At 40.4% G+C, this 19,799-nt stretch carries 20 protein-coding genes, 1 other RNA gene and 1 pseudogene; 7 read left to right on the top strand and 15 right to left on the bottom strand.

Going from position 1 to position 19,799, the window contains the following annotated elements; all coding sequences use genetic code 11:
- Positions 1 to 305: 305 nt before the first annotated feature.
- Positions 306 to 758, bottom strand: a complete 453-nt coding sequence (locus V7K35_RS09870) for an Hsp20/alpha crystallin family protein (protein ID WP_335078461.1) — start codon at positions 756 to 758, stop codon at positions 306 to 308.
- Positions 759 to 1,669: 911 nt separating this feature from the next.
- On the opposite strand from V7K35_RS09870, the gene V7K35_RS09875 reads away from it, so the two are divergent.
- Together V7K35_RS09875 and V7K35_RS09880 are read left to right on the top strand one after the other, a co-directional pair.
- Positions 1,670 to 2,065: a hypothetical protein gene (locus V7K35_RS09875; RefSeq protein ID WP_335078463.1), complete on the top strand. Its 396-nt coding sequence runs from the start codon at positions 1,670 to 1,672 to the stop codon at positions 2,063 to 2,065.
- A gap of 594 nt (positions 2,066 to 2,659) precedes the next feature.
- Positions 2,660 to 3,382, top strand: a complete 723-nt coding sequence (locus V7K35_RS09880; protein WP_335078465.1) for a hypothetical protein — start codon at positions 2,660 to 2,662, stop codon at positions 3,380 to 3,382.
- Positions 3,383 to 3,461: 79 nt separating this feature from the next.
- On the opposite strand, the gene V7K35_RS09885 is transcribed toward V7K35_RS09880, so the two are convergent.
- The 4 genes and pseudogenes from V7K35_RS09885 to V7K35_RS09900 all read right to left on the bottom strand — a co-directional run bounded on the left by V7K35_RS09885 (position 3,462) and on the right by V7K35_RS09900 (position 6,237).
- Entirely contained in the window at positions 3,462 to 4,187 is a 726-nt protein-coding gene (locus V7K35_RS09885) for an MGMT family protein (protein ID WP_335078467.1), read from the bottom strand.
- An 81-nt stretch (positions 4,188 to 4,268) separates the two neighbouring features.
- Positions 4,269 to 4,916, bottom strand: coding sequence for a PAP/fibrillin family protein (locus tag V7K35_RS09890; RefSeq protein WP_335078469.1), 648 nt, complete (start codon positions 4,914 to 4,916; stop codon positions 4,269 to 4,271).
- A 351-nt stretch (positions 4,917 to 5,267) separates the two neighbouring features.
- A pseudogene (locus V7K35_RS09895) lies at positions 5,268 to 5,555 on the bottom strand (transposase); the annotation flags it as partial.
- A 58-nt stretch (positions 5,556 to 5,613) separates the two neighbouring features.
- Complete coding sequence (locus tag V7K35_RS09900; RefSeq protein WP_335078471.1) at positions 5,614 to 6,237, bottom strand: hypothetical protein; 624 nt, start codon at positions 6,235 to 6,237, stop codon at positions 5,614 to 5,616.
- 884 nt (positions 6,238 to 7,121) lie between these two features.
- Between V7K35_RS09900 and V7K35_RS09905 the strand changes: the two genes are divergently transcribed.
- Positions 7,122 to 7,421, top strand: a complete 300-nt coding sequence (locus V7K35_RS09905; protein WP_334797311.1) for a hypothetical protein — start codon at positions 7,122 to 7,124, stop codon at positions 7,419 to 7,421.
- Between the two features lie 18 nt (positions 7,422 to 7,439).
- The gene (locus tag V7K35_RS09910; RefSeq protein WP_335078473.1) at positions 7,440 to 7,601 is read left to right on the top strand and encodes a hypothetical protein; all 162 of its coding nucleotides are present in this window, start codon (positions 7,440 to 7,442) and stop codon (positions 7,599 to 7,601) included.
- A gap of 145 nt (positions 7,602 to 7,746) precedes the next feature.
- Here the strand turns inward: V7K35_RS09910 and surE are convergent, their stop codons facing one another.
- Positions 7,747 to 8,427 (bottom strand): 5'/3'-nucleotidase SurE, encoded by a 681-nt coding sequence (gene surE / locus V7K35_RS09915; RefSeq protein WP_335078475.1) that lies wholly within the window; start codon positions 8,425 to 8,427, stop codon positions 7,747 to 7,749.
- Positions 8,428 to 8,812: 385 nt separating this feature from the next.
- Between surE and psb32 the strand changes: the two genes are divergently transcribed.
- Positions 8,813 to 9,544 carry a photosystem II repair protein Psb32 gene (gene psb32 / locus V7K35_RS09920; protein WP_335078477.1) on the top strand — a complete coding sequence of 244 codons (732 nt, stop codon included), beginning with the start codon at positions 8,813 to 8,815 and terminating at the stop codon, positions 9,542 to 9,544.
- A 73-nt stretch (positions 9,545 to 9,617) separates the two neighbouring features.
- Here psb32 and V7K35_RS09925 read toward each other — a convergent pair whose 3' ends face one another.
- From V7K35_RS09925 to V7K35_RS09935, 3 genes are all read right to left on the bottom strand, one after another.
- Entirely contained in the window at positions 9,618 to 10,001 is a 384-nt protein-coding gene (locus V7K35_RS09925; protein ID WP_335078479.1) for a DUF4346 domain-containing protein, read from the bottom strand.
- 445 nt (positions 10,002 to 10,446) lie between these two features.
- Positions 10,447 to 11,625: a GNAT family N-acetyltransferase gene (locus V7K35_RS09930; protein ID WP_335078481.1), complete on the bottom strand. Its 1,179-nt coding sequence runs from the start codon at positions 11,623 to 11,625 to the stop codon at positions 10,447 to 10,449.
- Positions 11,626 to 11,782: 157 nt separating this feature from the next.
- Positions 11,783 to 12,523, bottom strand: a complete 741-nt coding sequence (locus V7K35_RS09935) for a RibD family protein (protein ID WP_335078483.1) — start codon at positions 12,521 to 12,523, stop codon at positions 11,783 to 11,785.
- A 297-nt stretch (positions 12,524 to 12,820) separates the two neighbouring features.
- Here V7K35_RS09935 and V7K35_RS09940 point away from each other — a divergent pair, with 297 nt between their 5' ends.
- A complete protein-coding gene (locus V7K35_RS09940) occupies positions 12,821 to 14,950 on the top strand; it encodes an ATP-binding protein (protein WP_335078486.1) in 2,130 nt (709 codons plus the stop codon).
- Between the two features lie 168 nt (positions 14,951 to 15,118).
- Here V7K35_RS09940 and V7K35_RS09945 read toward each other — a convergent pair whose 3' ends face one another.
- Positions 15,119 to 15,424 carry a tetratricopeptide repeat protein gene (locus tag V7K35_RS09945; protein WP_335078488.1) on the bottom strand — a complete coding sequence of 102 codons (306 nt, stop codon included), beginning with the start codon at positions 15,422 to 15,424 and terminating at the stop codon, positions 15,119 to 15,121.
- Positions 15,425 to 15,496: 72 nt separating this feature from the next.
- On the opposite strand from V7K35_RS09945, the gene V7K35_RS09950 reads away from it, so the two are divergent.
- The gene (locus tag V7K35_RS09950; RefSeq protein ID WP_335078490.1) at positions 15,497 to 16,081 is read left to right on the top strand and encodes a hypothetical protein; all 585 of its coding nucleotides are present in this window, start codon (positions 15,497 to 15,499) and stop codon (positions 16,079 to 16,081) included.
- Positions 16,082 to 16,100: 19 nt separating this feature from the next.
- Here V7K35_RS09950 and V7K35_RS09955 read toward each other — a convergent pair whose 3' ends face one another.
- The 5 genes from V7K35_RS09955 to V7K35_RS09975 all read right to left on the bottom strand — a co-directional run bounded on the left by V7K35_RS09955 (position 16,101) and on the right by V7K35_RS09975 (position 19,782).
- Positions 16,101 to 17,162 carry a Gfo/Idh/MocA family protein gene (locus tag V7K35_RS09955; protein ID WP_335078493.1) on the bottom strand — a complete coding sequence of 354 codons (1,062 nt, stop codon included), beginning with the start codon at positions 17,160 to 17,162 and terminating at the stop codon, positions 16,101 to 16,103.
- A gap of 81 nt (positions 17,163 to 17,243) precedes the next feature.
- Positions 17,244 to 17,963, bottom strand: coding sequence for a ribonuclease III (gene rnc, locus V7K35_RS09960; RefSeq protein ID WP_335078495.1), 720 nt, complete (start codon positions 17,961 to 17,963; stop codon positions 17,244 to 17,246).
- Between the two features lie 185 nt (positions 17,964 to 18,148).
- Complete coding sequence (locus V7K35_RS09965; RefSeq protein WP_335078497.1) at positions 18,149 to 18,322, bottom strand: hypothetical protein; 174 nt, start codon at positions 18,320 to 18,322, stop codon at positions 18,149 to 18,151.
- A 283-nt stretch (positions 18,323 to 18,605) separates the two neighbouring features.
- Positions 18,606 to 19,037: RNase P RNA component class A (rnpB, locus tag V7K35_RS09970), an RNA gene on the bottom strand.
- Positions 19,038 to 19,083: 46 nt separating this feature from the next.
- Positions 19,084 to 19,782 (bottom strand): hypothetical protein, encoded by a 699-nt coding sequence (locus V7K35_RS09975; RefSeq protein WP_335078499.1) that lies wholly within the window; start codon positions 19,780 to 19,782, stop codon positions 19,084 to 19,086.
- Positions 19,783 to 19,799 lie beyond the last annotated feature (17 nt).

The raw sequence follows: 19,799 nt of genomic DNA on the forward strand, positions 1-19,799 counted from the left end.
TTATGAATCAGACGGTTTTGTTTTTGCCTGTGTAACTACTTTACACTGCTTTACAATTTTTAATTAACTATCTTGCTTTTGTAAAGCTGATAAAAGTTATTAGTTTTACTTATTTAAAGGTAGGTAGATGTAGTTCAACCCAGGCATATCGGGCTTTGCGATGGCGTACCGACCCGGCAGAGGCGATCGCACCCTTGGGTTCTGTTATCTATTAATTGTTACAAAAAAGCCCGGTCACGATAGTAACCGGGTTTTTAGCTATCTCAATCTATCAAAGGAGGTAGAGTAATCAAGATTACAAGCTATTAGGCAGCAGGTTGTTCCAAATTAACCTTGACAACTTTGTTCTTTTCTTGCTCAGTTTTAGGCAATGTCAGATTTAAGATGCCATCCTTATAATCTGCCGTAACGTTAGTATTTTTAATCCGAGCAGATAGAGGAATTACGCGTTTGAATTTCCCGTAGTGAAACTCACTTTTGGTAATACCTTTTTCCTCAGTTTTAGTTTCAGACTTTCGCTCACCGCTAACGTAAACAGCGTTTTCTGTGACTTGTACATCCAAGTCTTTAGCTTCTATTCCTGGAAGTTCTAGCTTCAAATGAATAGCATCTTCAGTTTCTTGTATCTCAGCAGCAGGAACTTTGCTCAAGCCTCTATCTAACAATGCAGATGGTACTCTGCTGTCTTCAAATAAATTATTGAGTTGACGTTGTAGAGTGTCAATTTCTCTCCAAGAATTCCAACGAACTAATGTCATAACTCTTCCCTCGCATCAAATAGCTTTTGTTTAATCACTTTTGCACTTCAATTAGTGCTTACATATTCATATTATGTATAGTTAAGCCTGCTGTATATTCGGTTATTAGCACCAATTGATTGATGATTACCGTCTCCAATTAGACAGGAAATAAAATTACGGTTTGCCCTAATTTGTATATTCGGTAAACCCGAATCAAAAATACATTCAAACATAGTTAATCAATAAATTTGCTGTTGAAGGAGATAGTGCAGAAATGCGATGCCTGGGTTTGGCTACGCCTACGACTGAGTAATAGCGCTGCATAATTTTTTAGATTACCTCAGTTAAATACATACAGCAGATTTCAAGTTTGTGAGTTACAAAAATACCCCACCTGCGCTGTCGCGCACCCTCCCCGACGCCTTGGGGAGGTTTAGGGAATAGGTGTACTTTATTTACTTGCAAAGCGCTGTATCTGTTCAAGTCTGTCCTAAACTTACTCCCGATTTATTAACCAACACAACATCAATAATGAAACTCTTTCCCTTGCTCAATTTTGCACATATTGTTGATTTTAATGTCCTATCTAGAATCGCTAGGACTCAAATATCCACTTATAGCAAGAATGGCACATCAATCAACACAGCTATCAAATCTAATATTTTACGCAGCCATTCCCCAAATATCAATTACCCGAAACCTTTTGATACTGCTGTTCTTACTTATCACATTATGGGTCTTAGTAAGTTTGAATTATCTGTAGGATGGGTTCAATTTTTCAGTTCTTGCGCTCAATTAGATCACCCGAATGGGTGAGAAATAAATCAACCGTTCAGGTGACCTGAGTGCAGGAAGTTGAGACTGAGAAAAAATAAGACTCTATTACTCAAGAACACTAATTGCACTTTACTTTAACTAAGGATAACCCAATGAAATTTTCTATTTTTATAGATTCTGTACTTATTGTTGTTTCTATTGCTTTATTACCTGCAATCGGTGGCGCTCAAACAGCTACTAACAATAGTGGTAAACTTATCCCTATCAATTCTAACAATTTATTCACTCATTCTCCGAACGTCAGCTACCTAAAACCATTTAATGCTGCATTTCTAGCTTATCAAGGTAACCTGAAAGCACAGGGTATTCCTAGTAGTAGTGCTTTGGTATCTCAATACCAAATAGGAAACCTCACTGCACTAGATGTGGTTAAGGCTCTTGTCAATGCTAAAAAGTTACCAGCACAAGCTTTGAATGATAGAGCTTACCTAAACGCTGTCGATTCGCAACTGACATCATTTGGTAACACTAATGATTTATCTTACTAAGTACAGTATTGCAGAGGTTCGTAACGGATTTATGAAATGCTATACTATCATATCGTCGCTTTGATAAGAAAATGCGTCACCAGAGAGGAAAAGCTGCTGTCTCCCCCCATTATCCCATCACCAAAAATTACTTTAACCCCTCCAATCTTGGAGGGGTTTTTAGTTGGTGCTACAGTTGCTGCTCTCTGAGAGGAAAGTGCGATCGCCTTGTTTTTTCAATTTAAACCTGGTATTTACTTATTAAATGCTTCTATAGCAATACTTTTGGGTTAGTGTGGCTCTGGTGTCACGAACCATCATATTATTCTGCTATCACCAAGGTGCGACACCGATAGCGAGTCTTGCCTACGGCACGCTGGCGCGAACGAGCGTCAAAGCCCGTCGTACCCCTACAATACAAGCAAGCTACACGCAGCGTCTGGCAAAGAAGACATCCTTCGGGGGTGGGGTAGCCTATCACTTCCTGGAAAAAAGAGTCGTGTAATAAATTATTTACTGTTCTATCAAATTAACGTTGTTAAGTAACTCAGCAGGTGTAGTTCTCACCTCCAGGCTGTGTTAAATATTGTGGCGCAAAACAGGAGTATAGATACGTTGCAAAAGCTTTCTCCAGAATCTCCTCTATTTGTTTTGTTAATTATTATTAGTTTTTTAGTAGTAACTTTATCAACTTGGTTATCATCTAAACCATTTGTTTTAAAACCATTTGGGCTTAATGATATTATCCAGTTACTCACATTACAGTTATTTATTTCTTTGTTGCTAGAGCGTTCTTTGGAAGTTTTTATAACTACTTGGCGAGGTCCATTTGTTGAACAATTAGATATTAGTATTCAGCAAGAGAAGGCTCTTATGTCTGAGAAGATAAGACTTCTGGAAGTCCAACAGAAACAGTTTCCTTCTTTGGAATCAAATCAAGTCAGTGGACTACCGCCTGAAGGAATGAGTTTAGAAGAACAAATTATCCAAAATTTTACACAAAGTCAACAAGACTCATTAAAAATTTTCCAGCCACAAATTGATGATTTAAATGAAAAAGAGCGTCAAAGAACAGCCTATAAATCTGATACACGAATAATTGCTCTATGGACATCCCTTTTATTCGGTCTTTTAATGAGCGCAATAGGTATTCGCTCAATCGAACCACTTGTAGTTATTGATTTAGATAATCCAATACAAGTAGTTCTTTTTCGTTGTTTAGATGCATTGCTTACAGGAGGCTTAATTGCAGGAGGTAGTGAGGGAATCCATAAGCTCATAAAAGTTTTTATCGACTTTATGGAAGCTACATCTAAACAAATCAAAAATCAGGGATAATCTTGATAAAATGAAGGATTTTACCTTGCATAATAGAGGATAATATTGCAAATATTTATGAAAATTACATTAAAAATATCTATTCTAGATATATATTCTCATCTTCCCATAAATAATCTTTAATATCTACAAAATTTTTGTTTAATTTGCTCAATAAATCTCCCTCAGATAAAACCTTAATTCCTTCAGTTTCCAACTTATTTTTTTGTTGGTTAACATAAGTTATCAAATAAGCTTTAGAGTCTAATATTCTATGTACCGGATAATTAGCCGCCGAGGTTTTTTTTAAATATGTAGGAATAGCTCTTAAATAGCTATTATCTACTCCCATGCCTCTGATTATCTGTTTATATGTAACTACTTTCCCACTTGGAATTTTGATGATAAAATTTAGGAACCGTTCGTAGGGATTTTCAGATAATGCGGGAAATTTATTAGCTTGAACCTGAAAATTACTACCAACCTGGATTTTACCTGATTTAATAACTACGCCTAAAATTCCTCTTTTACCTTGAATGCTTTTTAATGATTCTACTAAGTGGGCTATTCGTTTACACGGTTCGCAGTGAAAAGTTAGACGAATTGCCGCGCCACTTTCAAAGGTTAGGAGAGAACCAGGGATAAAATTATCAAATTCTATCCCTGTAACCACAATATTTTCTCGTAATTCTCCTGGTTTAATTGAGAAGTCGAAAATATCTTCATGCCTAACAATTAAAACTTGCCTGGGACTTAGAGGATCGGCATTAACATCTTCTTCTATACCATAACCTACCCTGAAATTTAATGTTTTAAGCTCTACCATTGCCGAACCTGGTTTTACCTTGGTGAAAAGATGCATTATTGAGAGAGCCATATTCATTCGGTGGTGCGATCAATTTCTAATTTAGGAGGTGAAGTCAGATAAATCATTGGATTTACTAAGAATGAATAAACTTCCATCTCCTCCACGTCCAACTCTTAAGGTTTCATCTAAGTAAGTAATGTCCAGTGTGGCAGTTCTGCTAGTAGGATTATTTGCTGGGACAACCTTAAATTGGTTGAGTTGAGGGGTATTAATGCCGATAATTTTATCAATCGATAAGTAGCGTTTGTCAAAATAGACGTTGAGACGTTTGTTCTCTAAAGGCTCTAAATCTTCTTTGGCTGGCTCAAAGCTAGCTGTCACTTTGACATATCCTGATACTAGCCCCAGAGAATGTTTAACTTTAGCTAGATTGAAAAACAATTTATTTGCAACATCAATCACTTGATAAACTTTACCCAGCTTTAATCCCAATGGGAGAGAAACTAAAGAACGGATTTCTCTCGCAGTGGAGTATTGCAGTTGCCAAGCTCCATCCAGCAAATAAGTAACGTTAAGAAGAGGATTGAGATTGGGATTGACACTCTCCAGTTCCGTCGTCAATTGTTCAATTTCTTCGGCTAAAGTTTTATCTAGCTTCAAATCGGTAACGGGAGAACCATCGCTCTTGGTTTGAATCTTCTTAAGCTTGGTTTGTAGTTTTTCCTTAATTAAGAGTTGATTGTTCAATGGTTGAAGATTCTCCTTTAGAGAATATTTTAAAAGTTACTATTGGAGTTTAGACTAGTTTCCGATGCAAAACTCTAAATCAGAAAAAATGTACTCGTTAGGTATTAACTCAACTTCGTTGAAAGTTAGAACTCATTCACAAAAAACCATAGCTTGTTCTCAAGTAACTAAGCTTAATGAGAGTAACTTTAACTCAAAAAGAGTTTCGCACTCCTGGCTAGTCTAAACCCAAGTTAATAGAATGGTCATAGCTAAAAATCTTTAGGTATTTAATAGATGCTTTGGCTTTTAAACGAGTAATAAAATGGATTTCTTGATTAATCAGTAGTAAGGAAAGCTCATCAGCTACAGTATAGTATCGCCTAAATCTACTAATACAGCATAAAATAACCATGTACCCCAAATTTGTTGTAGCTGAATGCCGTTAAGAGAACCAGTCCATAAATAACTTAAGCCTAAGAGACGTTTTACAATATTAAAAGCATCTTCAATTCTCTATCTTCGTCGATATAAATCAGCCACTACATAGGGCGGTAAAATAGTGGGGTCAAGTACGCTAGTTAAATAAGAGTGTCAAGCTTTACCAGAACGAACTTCAATTAAACGTAAGGTAATAAACGGAGTCTGTTTTGTACCAGACTGTGCTCACAATCGCTCAATTACTTGTTTTAACTGGAAGTCCCTTATCTAGATGAGATTAGTCAATGAGTTGTGGGGTAGGAATTTGTGTATCGATATCTGCTTGGGACAAAGTTGGGAGCAACCAGCTGCTCTCACCCGCCTTGAATACTTTCGCAGGTTCAACATTGAATTCAATTACACCAGTGGCTGGATTGTTTCTAGCAATAGACTGTGTACCATCGACAAACTTGACGGCAATTGGTTGGGTCAGTTGTTGTGGTTGAGCGTTTGGGCTTAGAATCACTTGAGAACCTGCGGGTAAGTAAATGCCATCACAATCCCAATCATCATCCGTGATTGTTCCTGCGCCCAGGAAGTAGAGTTGGGTTGGAGATTTTTTTGGTTTATTGGCATAGACAGCCAATGTCTTTCCAGTTTCATTGCGGCACTGTGCCCGCTTTCTAGCTGTTTCTATAACATTTTTCTGAAATTGCAATTGTGCCAGTCGCTGCTGGAACTGCTCAGGTGTATAGCCAGCTTGCTCAGGTGTATCCTTTACAGTTAGAAGTTGATTAAGCGCCTGAGTTACCTCAGCATAGTCAGCCCCCTTAGTAAAATCCTTGCCGGCCCAAGCGGGTTGAGCAATTACTAAGTTCACCATCAACATAAGAGTGACAAGAACAATTTTGAAAAACTGCATACTGTTCTCCTTTTTTTGAAATTAGTGTTCAGTACCACTGAAACTTTACCAGAATAACGCTTAAATTTCGGCTCTACTGAACTACAATAGGTAAATTTAAATTCTTAATTGGGATAAATAGCACTTAGTAAAATATTTGTTACTAATGTTTAGTGAATTAGTCGAGCTAAATGTTAAGCAACAAGGGTATAATTACTGAGACTTAATTAGATTAGAAACTTAGCTTAATTAAAAGTATCCATCTTAACCATCTATTTACTTAATCTTCGTTAAGTTTTTGGTAAGCACAATTTTGGATAAATTGAAACTAATTTTACTTAACTATATCTTGGGAGGGGTGACTAATCATTTTAGATATGTATTTAAAAACTCGTTAACTGACAAATTATGAATGCGTTGCGCTCTAACCCGTCCTGCAATAAATTGATTGCTCATAGCTCAAATCCATTAAAGTGGATCCAAAAGCATATCTAGTCAACTAGCAATACGGTTCGGTTAAGGTGCATAGTCCTTAAAGCCCCCCCTTTTTAAGGGGGGTTGGGGGGATCAAGTCTTATCCGAACCGTATTGAGTCAACCAGGACTAAGAAACTTGATTAAGAATTGTCATCAATTAATTACCTATAAGTAGCTAAACACAACATTGGATAGAAGCATCAAAGAACAAAATCATACATATAGCAACAGCCAAGGTGGTTAGGACATTAACAGATGATAAAACTTAAACACAAAAAGGCTTTTCACCCAGTCCCCAGTCCCTAGTCCCCAGTCCCTTGCTATATTATCGGAATAACAGTGTTATTTAATATCTGTACTGAAATTAATTATTTCAATTGGTATTAGGAATTTTACTAAGATGCTCTTTCAAAATTAGGGTATAAAGAAATGATTTCAGCAGGAGTCGAAGTAAAAATAAATCGCTTGGAATCTATTGTTGAGCAAATAGGGGAAGCAGTACTTTCTACGACTGAGACAATTGAGCGTCTTGCAGAAAGATTGGAGACTCTCAGCATCCAAGTTGAAGCACAGGGACAGCAGGTGCAACAGCAAGGCTACCAAATTATCGCGTTGTGTGATGCTGTACAGACTCTTGCAGAATCTCATCATGATTCACTGCAAAAACTCAACCAACTGACACAAACTGTAGATCGGTTTATGTCCTTGATTCAAGCATTGGATGACTAATAGCAATTTTGGGTTTTGGTGAAGCAGCACGGTCTTCTCAAGACAGCAGACGCAACGCAACCGGACATCCTACGGCAGACGTTAACCTCTTCCTTTGGTATCTGGGGAACCACTCCTTGGTGGTTCCAAGAGTTGAGCAAGTGGCGTGAGACGATGCCGCGCATAGCGCAGCTAAACTGAGTCTTCGTACTCCTACAGGGATCTTGCTACGCTTTGTATTTGGTAGAAAGTGTCTGGGGGCTTCCACCCCAGTTGCAACAACAGTCGCTCCCCATGAGTGACTGCACCAAGCCAAAGGGATTCAATCGTTACTGTTAACTAAATGTCAAACCTTTAACTGAGTTACTGCGATATTGCCAGAAAAACATACATCCACATCGCTACCAGGAGTGCGATCGCGTTTGCCATATTCTCCTACATAATAAAAATCATCGCCTTCAATTCGATAGTTGACAGGCAAAGGTTTGGTACAGGCTTGGCAAAACACCACATCAGGATCTGGTTCTCCTGGTTGCAGATGCGGCAAATTCACATTCCAGAAGCTTCCCGGTTCTAAGGGACGTTTGAGTAAGTCCGCTAAAACTTCAGCTGTCAATTTGGCAGCCATATCCCAATCAAAATTCTGCTTGGCTTTGCGATAATGGGAAATGGCAACTCCAGGAATACCGTGCATTGCAGCTTCCCGCACAGCAGCCACTGTGCCAGAAATATAGGCATCGACTCCCAAGTTGCCCCCAGCATTGATACCTGAAAGCACAAATTTGACATCTGCGTTAATTTGTGTTATTGCAATTCTCACACAATCTACGGGAGTGCCTGCGATCGCATATTCAGTCTCAGAACGTCGCTGGAGGTTGATAGCACGAGTGGTGGTAACTTGATGTCCACAGCCAGACTGATGATCAGCAGGAGCAGCGATAATAACGTTTTTGCCATTTACAGCTTTGATCAGCGCTTTTATACCGGGAGCATCAATGCCGTCGTCGTTAGTTAAAATTATGGTCATATATATATTATATTGATATAGGTTTAGCTAAAATATCAAAAAAATGCAGATATCGCCCATCGATGGCTAGAGCAGAAAAAGCTATTTGCAGATATAAAAAAAATATCCTTGATGCTGCCAAAAATATTAGTTATACGATATCATCTCTAGATGGTTTGCAAATTCCGCCCTAAGTATTTGGCTTAATTTCCAAAATGGGCGGTATTTCTTGTCAGGTTAATGCTTGCAGCCGCGATCAGAACAAATTTCTGCAATCAAAAAATCCTTTAAAATATATATCTGCTGGCAGTAGCAGAAACTTCATACTGGAGAAAACCGGGAATGAAGTGATTTTTACAATAGTTCTGTAGTATTTTTGGTGCAAGTCTGTCTTAGGGTTCATATAATGAAACAGCTTCTTAAACAAGTATTTAGCAGTCGAAAACACCTCATCTGGCTAATTCTACCTTTGGTGACGGTTATCATAGCAGCTTCGCTGTTTGCCACACCTGCTTTAGCCACAGGTGTAAATCAAATATCCAACCTTACAGCAGGGAATGACACCTGGGTTTTGGATCAAGGTGAAGTCATCAGCCGTCTGAATGAAGGTAAGATTAGCAGCGCTTTCAAGGATTTGGCAAAGCAAACAGATAAGGAAGTCAGAATAGTTACTGTTCGCCGCCTCGACTACGGTGAAACACCGGAAAGCTTCACCAAAGAGTTGTTTGAAAAATGGTTTCCCACAAAATCAGCCCAAGCTAATCAAATCTTATTGGTTGTTGATACGGTTACCAATGGTACTGCGATTATTACTGGAGATCAAGTTAAACCTTTACTCACTGACTCTATTGCCGAAAGTGTAGCTACTGAAACAGTAAGTGTGCCGTTACGCAATGGTAACAAATACAATCAGGCATTTCTAGATGCAAGCGATCGCCTTGTTGCCGTCCTTTCTGGGAAAGCCGATCCAGGGCCACCCAAAATAATTGACAATGTACAGGTAGAAGGCACCTTTAAGAAAGCAGAAGAAACTGACCAAGGTAACGCTACTGCCTGGGTAGTAGGATTGTTAATTGCCGCCACCGTTATCCCAATGGCGACTTACTACATCTATCAGATAAATCAGCCATCATCTTGATGGGTAACGGGAGAGTTAGGAGTTAGGAATTTTTAACTCTTAACTTCTAACTTCTAACTCCTCATTCCTAACTTTAATCTTGAACATACTCTTGCTCTGTGACTAAAGCCACCTCAGCCCGAACAAATTCTCGACCCAAATAAGCTGCATGATTTAATTGAGTTAGAGGAGGGGGCTGAGTTTCTTCAAAAATCTTTACGCAAAGTTCTTTCGCCGTCCTCGCGCTAAAAACCGTGGTGTGAGTCCGTTCTACCTTTTCTCGTGCCGGAATTACCTTTCCCGTTTCTGGATCGACAGCTAAACCACGCTCATCAATCACATTTGTGAAATGCTTGGCATAAATTAACCTTGCGTCTCGATCCAAGTAAATAATGAAATATCCACCGGGATCAAGGTCAATATGACGTTGGGAAAGTTTATCATCAATTGCAGCTAAATCTTCAACTATTAAATCCATAAGCACTCAAAAAGCAAATTTCTTTCTTCAAGATTTTTACACCTATATCAAGTGTAATTCCTATCTTACTTATACCAATTCTGTATGAAGATGCACAGAATATTAAACGAACCGCCAAGTACGCCAAGAGCGCCAAGAATAGAGAGTTACTCATTTAGTGCAGCTTCACATTAAATTGGTATTAGCATTCTTTATATCTTTAAATATATTTGTGATTCTTTTTACTTAAAATTAAGTTATGTTTTTTTGCTATAAATTATACTTTTGTTTTAAAATAGTCAGCAACAATACTTGGACAAAAATTTATTGAAGCCGTAGTTAGAAAAAAACTATATACTCACCTCTGAATGAATGTCACAATTGTGAAAAAAGGTAAGCAAGCATCTGTTTGCCGAGTAAAGCTTAATTATTCGGCAAACTCTGCTATGAAAATAGTTCCTTTTCCTCAACCACCTTTCTCACTAAATGGCAACTCTGCATTAATCGCCTCAATCTCCTGTTGTTCGAGTTGATTCACTTCTTTGATATAGGGAAGTAAAATTTGTCCTAAACGATTATTGTAAAAGCGGTGCAGGCTGTGATTAGGCATAGCCGGAAAACCGCGCCGTTTTTTGTGGCGTCCACCCGCACCAGGGTCAAAAAGTTGGATACCGTTAGCGATCGCCCACTCAATCGGCGTATAATAGCAAGCATCAAAATGTAAGCAATCTATTTCTTGAAAACTCCCCCAATAGCGTCCATAGAGTTTGTCATCTTTAAACAAACAAAAGGACATTCCTAAAGGATGAGAGTTATCTTGCTCGCTATATGCAGCAATAAACAAGACTCGATGGCGATAATCGGTGTTTAACTGCTCAAAAAACCTCTGTGTGAGATACTTGCTACCCCACCAGCCAAACTTATCACAGGTGTCAGCATAGAACTGGTACATCAAAGGAAATAAAGACTGAGGAATTTCATCACCAGTGAACGCTTGCAATCGTAAACCTGCTTTCTCCACAGCTTTGCGTTCCCGCTTGATATTGCGGCGCTGATTGGCATTAAACACCTTCAAGTAGTCATCAAAAGTTTTAAAGCCAGCATTTTCCCAGACGTAGCTGTGGTGCAGCCAAGTTGTAAAGCCGTGCCGTTCCAGCATCGGACGCCATTGGGGATCGACGTAGAGAAAATGACACCCAGAAATTCGATTTTTGGAGCAAAAAGTGTCAATTTCATGCACCATCATCGCTGTGATTTCATCCTCATCTTCTCCTGGGGCAATTAAGAACCGATAACCTTCAGCAGGAGTAAATGGTGTCATTCCCAGCAATTTTGGGTAATACTGGACTCCGATGCGATCGGCTAACTCTGCCCATTGGTGATCGAAAATAAATTCACCAGAACTGTGTCCTTTGAGATAAAGTGGCGCAGCGGCAATCAGCGTTTTATCTCGCCACAATGTCAAGTGATTTGGCAACCAACCAGTTTTAGCCGTGGCACTATGGGAGGTTTCGATATTGTTTAGCCACTCCCATTCTAAAAACGGCGTTTTGAGTGGCATTGCCAAAGCATTCCAGGCATCTTGGGGTACTTGGGCAATTTTGTTCGTCCAAACAACAGAATAGCGAGGCTTAAGTTGTTTCACTTTTTAGGGACTGGGGACTGGGGACTGGGAACTGGGGACTGGGGACTGGGGACTAGGGACTGGGGACTGGGGAGTAGGAGGATAAGGAGAATATCCATACCCGATGCCAAATACCCAGTACCCAATCCCCAATCCCCAATCCCTTATTTAGCGTAATCTAATCTGCTGGTCGTTGCAGGCGATAGTGCAAAAACACTTCTTGCTCAACTGTATGAACTTCTAAAAGTTGCAACTTGGGAGCTAAATCCGATAAAAATCCTTTCCCATCTACGGGTGTGGGTGCGGTATTACCACCTAAAATCAGCGGACAGATAGTCAGCCATAATTCATCGATTAAATCTAATCCCAGCAAAGAAGCGACTAATTCACCTCCACCTAAAACCACTAAGCGTGTTATATGTAGAGTGGCTAGATGCTTCAAAGCTGCGGGAATGTCAATTTCTCGCGTTGGTGTTTCAAAAACCAGAATCTGCTCAAATTCTGGAAGGCACTTCTGTACTCCGGTTCCCAGAGTTGAGGAAAGTGTCTGTAAGCGTTCTTTACATGAAAGTGCTCCTGATGTTGTCGTGAGTAACCAACGTCTAACTGGTTGCTTAAAAAACTTAATTTCCGGATTGAGGTTTGCAGAGTGTGTAGTCACTATATAAACTGGCTGCGGAGGCTTCCCTGCTTGTGCCCGAAGTTCCACTAGAGTTGGATTTGATAGAGGAAGTGTTGTTCCGTAGGCATGCAGAGTACCAGCACCAAATAAAACCGCATCAGAGGCAGCGATTTGTTTTTCTAAGTGTGCTTTATCAACCTTTGAGCCAAACCGAGCAGGCGATCGCTTAAAATCCGCTATCTTGCCATCTGCACTCATTGCTAAAACAACTGTAGTATGAGGACGATCTTGCAACATTAGATTGATTTGATAGTTTGAATATTTTCTTTGCTCGTGTGTAGATTCTCAAAAAAATCCATGCTTGCAAGCTACCGTTTTACAACTTCAACACTGTATTTATATGCAACCCAAAGCGCTTTTACATCTTCTAGCATATATGAGTTTTGGTATCCCACGTTTCTTTTTGAATTATAGCAATTTGTTATTTTTAAACATTGAAAATAAAATTCTGATAATTTAATAAAATGTCTCATCTAGCTAGTCTAATTACATATCTTTGCTGTTGTGTTTTGCAGATGCAAAGTGAGACACTCGATGACTAATTCCCGCCAATCTTCCTTTCGTCGAATTTTAGTAACGAGAATACTGCTGCTGTTCGTTCCAGTTTTACTTATAGGCGAGATTGTTGCCTTGAATAAGGCACGTTCTAGCATATTGGGAACTGCACGTCAAAATTTAACAGAAAGCGCCATTAGTAAAGGGGAGAGAATTGGAGATGCGATCGCTATCTTAAAAGCTAATTTGCTGAGTGTAAGTAAAACAACGGTGATTCCGTCGGGTTCACCTATACAAGAGCAAGAAATTCTCACGCAGTTAAGGCAACAACTTCCAGCCAGTATTGAGTGCATCCAATTAACGAATCTCCTAAACCAGAAAATAATTGCTAGTAGCTGTGGGGATCAAGCAATTGGAGAATTGAGATTACCTTTGCCTAGTAACGGAATTGATGTTAAAGCAATCTTCCCACCAAACACAGGAATAACTGGAAAAAGAAACATCCAAAATCAACTGCGATTAGTGTTATCTGCACCAGTCGCCGATAGCCGAAGAAATTTAGTTTACAGCTTGAGTATTCAATCTGCGTTGTACCAACAAATCAGAAATCCGCCGGGATCGCTCACAGGCGCTATGGTAGTGATTGCTGAAGACGGGACAATTTTGGCGCACCCACTTACAGACTGGGTGGGAACTAATATCAATCAGCACCCAAATGCTTCCCAACTCAAGAGCATAATTAAAAATGCAATTGCAGGACAAAACGATTCGATAAATTTGTCTTTTATAAAAGGGAAAGAATTAGTAGCTGGCTATACGGCTATTGCAAATCCCCTCACCCAACAGCAGCAGCAAAAATGGATAGTCTTAGCTGTTACTAGTGTCGATAATGCGCTTTTTGGTTTAGAGGAAATCAAACTAATTGTCATTGTTTTGACAGTTGGTTTGATTGGTACAAGTTTGTTAGCATCCCTATATCTAGCTCCTTACTTGGCACGTCCTGTAGAAGAATTGCGAGACTACGCTCTCAATATTCACTCTCACCACGCCGCACAACCAGTTCCGCACAATTTTCAAATTCGGGAATTCAATCAACTGGCCCAAGCATTAGACCAAATGGTAGAACGGCTAAAAGCTGGTGCAGAAGAACTAGAAATAGCTTGGAAAGAAGCAAAAAGTGCTAACCAAATTAAAAGCCAGTTTTTGGCTACAACTTCTCATGAATTGAGAAACCCATTACATACTATTATTAACTGCATTCGCGTGGTTGAAGATGGATTATGTGATAGCCGGGAAGAAGAAATGGACTTCCTCAAACGTGCCGATGAAACAACGATTCATTTGCTAAGTATTATTAATGATTTACTCGACATTTCTAAAATCGAAGCAGGTAAGCTTTCTGTAGTCATCACACCTCTTGACCTCCGACAAATATTACTAGAGGTGATTAATTTACAATCAGTTAATGTTCAACAAAAGGGCTTGCAATTAAAATGCGAGTTAGATCCTAAACCGATACCAATTAAGGCAGACGCAGCAAAACTGAAGCAGGTGCTAATTAATCTTATCGGCAACGCCACTAAGTTCACCGACACAGGAAGCATCACCATTGCTACAGAAATTCAATATAGTACTGGTAAATCTCAGGTGGTGGTGATAGTCAAAGATACAGGTATAGGTATTGATCCAACTCAACAGCACAAACTATTTCGCCCCTTTGTAATGGTGAATGGCACAACCGCACGTCAGTTTGAAGGTACTGGGCTAGGACTAGCAATTTCACGAAACTTAATCGAACTCATGGGAGGCAGCATTACTCTTGAGAGTGTGGGACTTCATCAAGGTACGACACTGAAAATTACCTTACCTTTGATTGATATCTCGCTATTACCTGTTCCGAAGGAAGAAGGAAATGTGGGGGATTTGGGATTTTCTTCTAGGAATGAGGAGGCAAAAGCAAGCCACTACCCTAGCCTACAGGAGTCTGGGGAAAGTTCCTCTTTGGGGATCAACAAGTCTGTGAAAGCAGGGGTAGACAAAGAGAAGTCCCTGAAGTTCCAGGTGTTACTTGGGAACGAGACTTATGAGATTAGTCTTTCGCCACAGCAAACTATCTTGGTAAGTCTTCCAAAACGAGGAGTTTGTGTGAATGGGACTTTGGAGAGGTAATCTTCGCTACACTCTAATCCAAAATTTAAAATTGACTTCCACAACCGATACTCTGTAGGACTATCGCTTCACCCCGAATTAGTTCTCAAGCTGTTGGTAAAAGATGCAACAGTGCTGGATATAGTGATTATACTTCTTGCAAAAGTCCCTAACACCCCACCTCGCTTGTTAGGGGAGACAAAGTTCGGCATCATTAGGATTGAGTAGTAATGCTTTCTGGTGCGCCGCTAATGCTTCCTCTAGTTTCCCCTGTCGCCGTAAAGCATTCCCCAAATTGTTATAAGCTTTGCCATTATTGGGTTCAAGTTGTAAAACTATACGCCAAATTGTCTCCGCTTGGGAGTTATTACCAACTGTTTCGACAGTATCACCTTGTTTAAATAGCTGTTCAATATTGTTTTGAGCAACTACAAACTGGGGTGTGATAGCCAGAGATAGAGTTAAAAATAAAATAGTAAATATACGGTTGTGCATAATCATGCTCATACATTATCCGTTTTTATCAGGACTTACACGAAAATCGTTAAAAAACATATGAGTCGTTGATTGATACTCGCCGATGAGTCTTTTATACTCGCTGACGAGTCTTTTATACTCGCCGACGAGTCTTTTATACTCGCTGACGAGTCTTTTATACTCGCTGACGAGTCTTTTATACTCGCTGACGAGTCTTTTATACTCGCCGATGAGTCTTTTATACTCGTGAATGAGTCTTTTATACTCGCTGACGAGTCTTTTATACTCGTGAATGAGTCTTTTATACTCGCCGACGAGTCTTTTATACTCGTGAATGAGTCTTTGAACTCCGTTGATGAACCTCAGAGCTTCGTGGACTATATAGCGGTTCTCGCTTGGGTACAGTATAGTTTTGACCTCTCTCCAAACCTCTCTTCTAAAAGGTTATGGTGTATACACAAGTCGGATTTACCCCCCTTAATCCCCCCTTATAAAGGGGGGAAACAAGAAATCTGCTTCCCTCCCCTTTATAAGGAAAGAAACAAGAAATCTGCTTCCCTCCCCTTTATAAGGGGAGGGTTAGGGTGGGGTAAAAGATATGTGGGACAACGCGTTGAGCTTAAATTGACACCAATGAGCAATGCTATGCCCCTACCGCGTGGTCTATTTACCTGAAAATAGCTGTAACCGAAAGTTATAGTTGAAAGCGCTTATTAAGAAAAACAGGTTTGCCGTCTTGCTCAAGAGATACTGTTAGTGCAGCAAGAACTTCTACTAACTGTGTGCCTACCCAGCCAGAGGAAACCTCTGAGGGAATATTGTTGAGAATAGAGACAACAAAGCCGGAGCAAACTCGCCCCAATGGTTCACCTGGCTCTAATTCCAGCACTACCTGCCTTTGATTTACCGGAATAAATTGATTGCCCTGCTGTTCAAACTCCCCATGTAGCAGCGTTAGAGGTGATAATTGCGACATTTCATCAAAAATCAAACTACCAAGGCTACCTACAATCCCCAGCCGTCGCTGCTTATCGGGATTCAGCCAGCACAGATGAATATAAACTTGAAAGCCATCTGGGTATGTCAGTGTTAGCCATACTAGATCAGCTAAACCTTGGGATGGAGAGTGGGTAATTTCCCTATTGGCTTGCCCCTGTAGCCACACCGTACCCGTTGCTTGTACTTTCACAGGGATCTGACCCAGCCAAGCGTTAAAGATAGCAATATCGTGAATAGCTAAATCCCACAGCGCATCAACATCTTGCCGGACAGGCCCTAAATGGGTACGGGTGGCGTAGCCATAGCGTAAATCACCTAATTCACCCGCTTGTACTACAGTTTTTCCTCGCTCAACTGCTGGGTGAAATAAATAAGTATGATCAACCATGAGTATTAAATGATGCTGTTCTGCCAACTGGCAAAGTTCCCGACATTCTGCTGGGTCGAGAGTTAAGGGTTTTTCTGCCAAAACATGGTATCCCTGTTGGAGAGCGTCTTTAATTAAAGCATAGTGGGTGGTAGCAGGAGTTGCGATCGCCACCCCTGTTAAACCGGGCACTTTCTTGATATCCTGCCACTCGGTTGTTAATATTACATTTTCATCTAAATTAAACTGCTGCTTTACCGCCGCTAATCGTTCTGGATGGGGGTCTACTACAGCAACTACATTTACTTGAGGATCTGCTAAGAAATTCCGCAGCAGATGCACTCCCCAACGCCCAACTCCGATAACAGCAATTTTAATTTGGTTTGTCATTAGTTATTTGTCATTTGTATTGAAAGGATGAGGGACAAATGACAATCAACTGATTATCAGCTAATCAACTGTTTTTTAAACTCAGGGTATTTCCGGATTAGAAATTGCTAAAAAAGCTACCTTAGCTGCGGCTTGTTCAGCAGTTTTGATCGAGCGTCCCTTACCAACTCCTAGCTTATTTCCGTTCAGCCAAACTTCAGCCATGAAACGTTCTTGATTGCGGTACGGTTGACTGACTTCCACAACCCGATACTCTGGTAAAACTTTAAATTGTGCCTGAGTCCATTCTTGGAGAGCAGCTTTGTAATTAAGTCTGGCTGGATCGAGGCGAATTTCTGTGGTTAGTTGTTGGAAGTGGGGATCTAGCCAAGAGCGAATCAGTTCCAGATTTTGAGTACTTAAGTAAAGCGCACCCAGAACTGCTTCAAAAGCATCTGCCAATCGTGACTCTAGACCAACTTTATCAGCAGTAGCACTACCAGCAACTAGTAAGTATAACTCCAAACCATAAACTCTTGCCAATTGGGCGAGGATGCGATCGCTTACCAACACCGAACGAATTGCTGCAAAATCCCCTACTGGACAATCGGGATAATTTTCCCATAACACAACAGCCGACACCAGCCGCACCACTGAATCGCCAACAAACTCCAGCTGTTCATAATTTGCCGAATCAGAGACAGTGGGATGAGTTAGCGCTAAATCCAGCAGTTCCCACTTTATAGGTGCTTCTAGCGACAAACCTAATTTTTGGACTAAACTTTCGAGTTGGCGCTGACGGCGTGGATAAGCAAGAGGCATTACATGATAAAGGGAAGGGGGCAGGGGGAGGCAACTAGTACCGCAAGGCGGAAGTCACTCATTCAAAAGTATTATGGAATGGGCTTTTTAGGGATTTTAAATGGTTGCTCTATTTACGCCGTGGTGTACTAGCTATCTATTTTATATCCCTAAAGTTCTTGGACTATTACTTTAGCAACTTTTCGCTACTTCTCTCTAGCTAACTTCTCTTGGATAGCTTGACGGCAAAACTCAGGAGGATCGTCTTTAGATTTGACTTCCTCCTTCATTTCCTTGGTGACACGAAAATTCAATTGTTCGGTTAACTCTTTGCTTGGTTGGTTTCCAAAGTTTTCAGGTTTACCCTTAGCTTTAGCCATTTATATAGAAACGTAAATATAGCTTTAAGTCGATATTAACAACGGAATAGACTTTTACATCGGTGGTGTTCGTGTCTTGCAAACTAGTTCACCACCGATTCCCACTTTTACAAGAGGTAACTCTAAGTCAAAAGAAGCTATTTGGACTATATCGGGTTAAATGGCATCTGGATACAGCATTAGAAATACTGGGAATGCTCTAAATGACGAATTAAACATCGCACAAAATCCGTACAAAAAATAATAGAGTACAAACCATGAAAGGTTCATACTCCATTGCAGAGGAGAGAGCAGGACATAAGCCGGGTTCTGTTCTCTTGCGAGGGCAGTTATCTATCTGGGACGCTTGTTACCAAACGCCTCTAGCGGCTCTCATTGAGCGGAACTGGTAAAAGACCAACCATAGTTCCTATCGCCTTGCTCCCAACCGGGGTTTACCGAGCCAGCACCTCTCGATACTGCTGGTGCGCTCTTACCGCACCTTTGCACCCTTACCGGGGATTGGGTACTGGGGATTGGGTACTGGGGATTAGGAAGATTTTTTCCCAGTCCCCAGTCCCTAGTCCCTAGTCCCTAGTCCTGGCGGTATCTTTCTGTGGCACTATCCTCACGATCGCTCGCACTGGACGTTATCCAGCAAGTTTGGTCTTTCGGGAGTCCGGACTTTCCTCAAACCAGTGACTATGACTGATCTGCAACCGCCTGCGCCTACTCTCTCCCTAGATCCAGTGTAATCTTGGATGGCATAGTCTGTCTGGTTGCTATTGCTTTTTTTTATTCCAAGGTAGAGCGTAAGTCCAAGGTAGTTTTCTGACTGTGAAAGGACAATTGATAATACTAATAGCAGGAAAATCACGACCTGGGGCTAGACCTAAACGCACTTCAGATATCCGTAGCACCAGTTGGAGGGAAAAGTCCAACTCTTTTCTTCCGTTAATAAAGTCGTTGTACAACTTTTTTTGCCCTTTTTGCAGCCCGTTGATATCAATTAGTGGTTTTTTTGCTAAATAGGTTCCAGCTACTTGATCCCGCTCAAAAACATCTTCTGCTGTCACCGTTTCAGAAAGTGTTTTTCTGGGAGCAATTAGGCTAGGACTCTGGGGAACAGCTAAGTCGCGGGTTAAGTCTGGTGATTTCCGAATCACACGACGCGATTGCTTGCTATGTTCAACTACCAAAGAACTATTATCCCAGTCAACGTATACGGCAACATTATCAGATTTATTTTCAATGCTAATTCCTAAATCTTTCAGTTCATCAATTGGGTATGAGGATTTGAGTTTAAAGGAAATCCCAATTTTATCATCGAGATTGTGTTCTTTCAATTGCTCCTCAACGGTTCCTTTCTTAAACTCATATTTAACTTGGTCATCGATGGATTCAACCATGCGGTTAAAAACATAGGAAACACCAATAATATAAATTGTCAAAACTACTAAATTTTGGTCGTTACTCCTCATAACTCAAAAATCTCAAT

It is taken from the genome of Nostoc sp. (genome assembly GCF_036917275.1).
GTDB lineage: Bacteria > Cyanobacteriota > Cyanobacteriia > Cyanobacteriales > Nostocaceae > Nostoc.

Bases quoted from the DNA above. Each gene is read 5' to 3' on its own strand.
- V7K35_RS09870 (WP_335078461.1), bottom strand. From the start codon at position 758: ATGACATTAGTTCGTTGGAATTCTTGGAGAGAAATTGACACTCTACAA.
- V7K35_RS09875 (WP_335078463.1), top strand. From the start codon at position 1,670: ATGAAATTTTCTATTTTTATAGATTCTGTACTTATTGTTGTTTCTATT.
- V7K35_RS09885 (WP_335078467.1), bottom strand. From the start codon at position 4,187: ATGGTAGAGCTTAAAACATTAAATTTCAGGGTAGGTTATGGTATAGAA.
- V7K35_RS09900 (WP_335078471.1), bottom strand. From the start codon at position 6,237: ATGCAGTTTTTCAAAATTGTTCTTGTCACTCTTATGTTGATGGTGAAC.
- V7K35_RS09905 (WP_334797311.1), top strand. From the start codon at position 7,122: ATGATTTCAGCAGGAGTCGAAGTAAAAATAAATCGCTTGGAATCTATT.
- surE (WP_335078475.1), bottom strand. From the start codon at position 8,427: ATGACCATAATTTTAACTAACGACGACGGCATTGATGCTCCCGGTATA.
- psb32 (WP_335078477.1), top strand. From the start codon at position 8,813: ATGAAACAGCTTCTTAAACAAGTATTTAGCAGTCGAAAACACCTCATC.
- V7K35_RS09925 (WP_335078479.1), bottom strand. From the start codon at position 10,001: ATGGATTTAATAGTTGAAGATTTAGCTGCAATTGATGATAAACTTTCC.
- V7K35_RS09935 (WP_335078483.1), bottom strand. From the start codon at position 12,523: ATGTTGCAAGATCGTCCTCATACTACAGTTGTTTTAGCAATGAGTGCA.
- V7K35_RS09940 (WP_335078486.1), top strand. From the start codon at position 12,821: ATGACTAATTCCCGCCAATCTTCCTTTCGTCGAATTTTAGTAACGAGA.
- V7K35_RS09945 (WP_335078488.1), bottom strand. From the start codon at position 15,424: ATGCACAACCGTATATTTACTATTTTATTTTTAACTCTATCTCTGGCT.
- V7K35_RS09955 (WP_335078493.1), bottom strand. From the start codon at position 17,162: ATGACAAACCAAATTAAAATTGCTGTTATCGGAGTTGGGCGTTGGGGA.
- rnc (WP_335078495.1), bottom strand. From the start codon at position 17,963: ATGCCTCTTGCTTATCCACGCCGTCAGCGCCAACTCGAAAGTTTAGTC.
- V7K35_RS09965 (WP_335078497.1), bottom strand. From the start codon at position 18,322: ATGGCTAAAGCTAAGGGTAAACCTGAAAACTTTGGAAACCAACCAAGC.
- V7K35_RS09975 (WP_335078499.1), bottom strand. From the start codon at position 19,782: ATGAGGAGTAACGACCAAAATTTAGTAGTTTTGACAATTTATATTATT.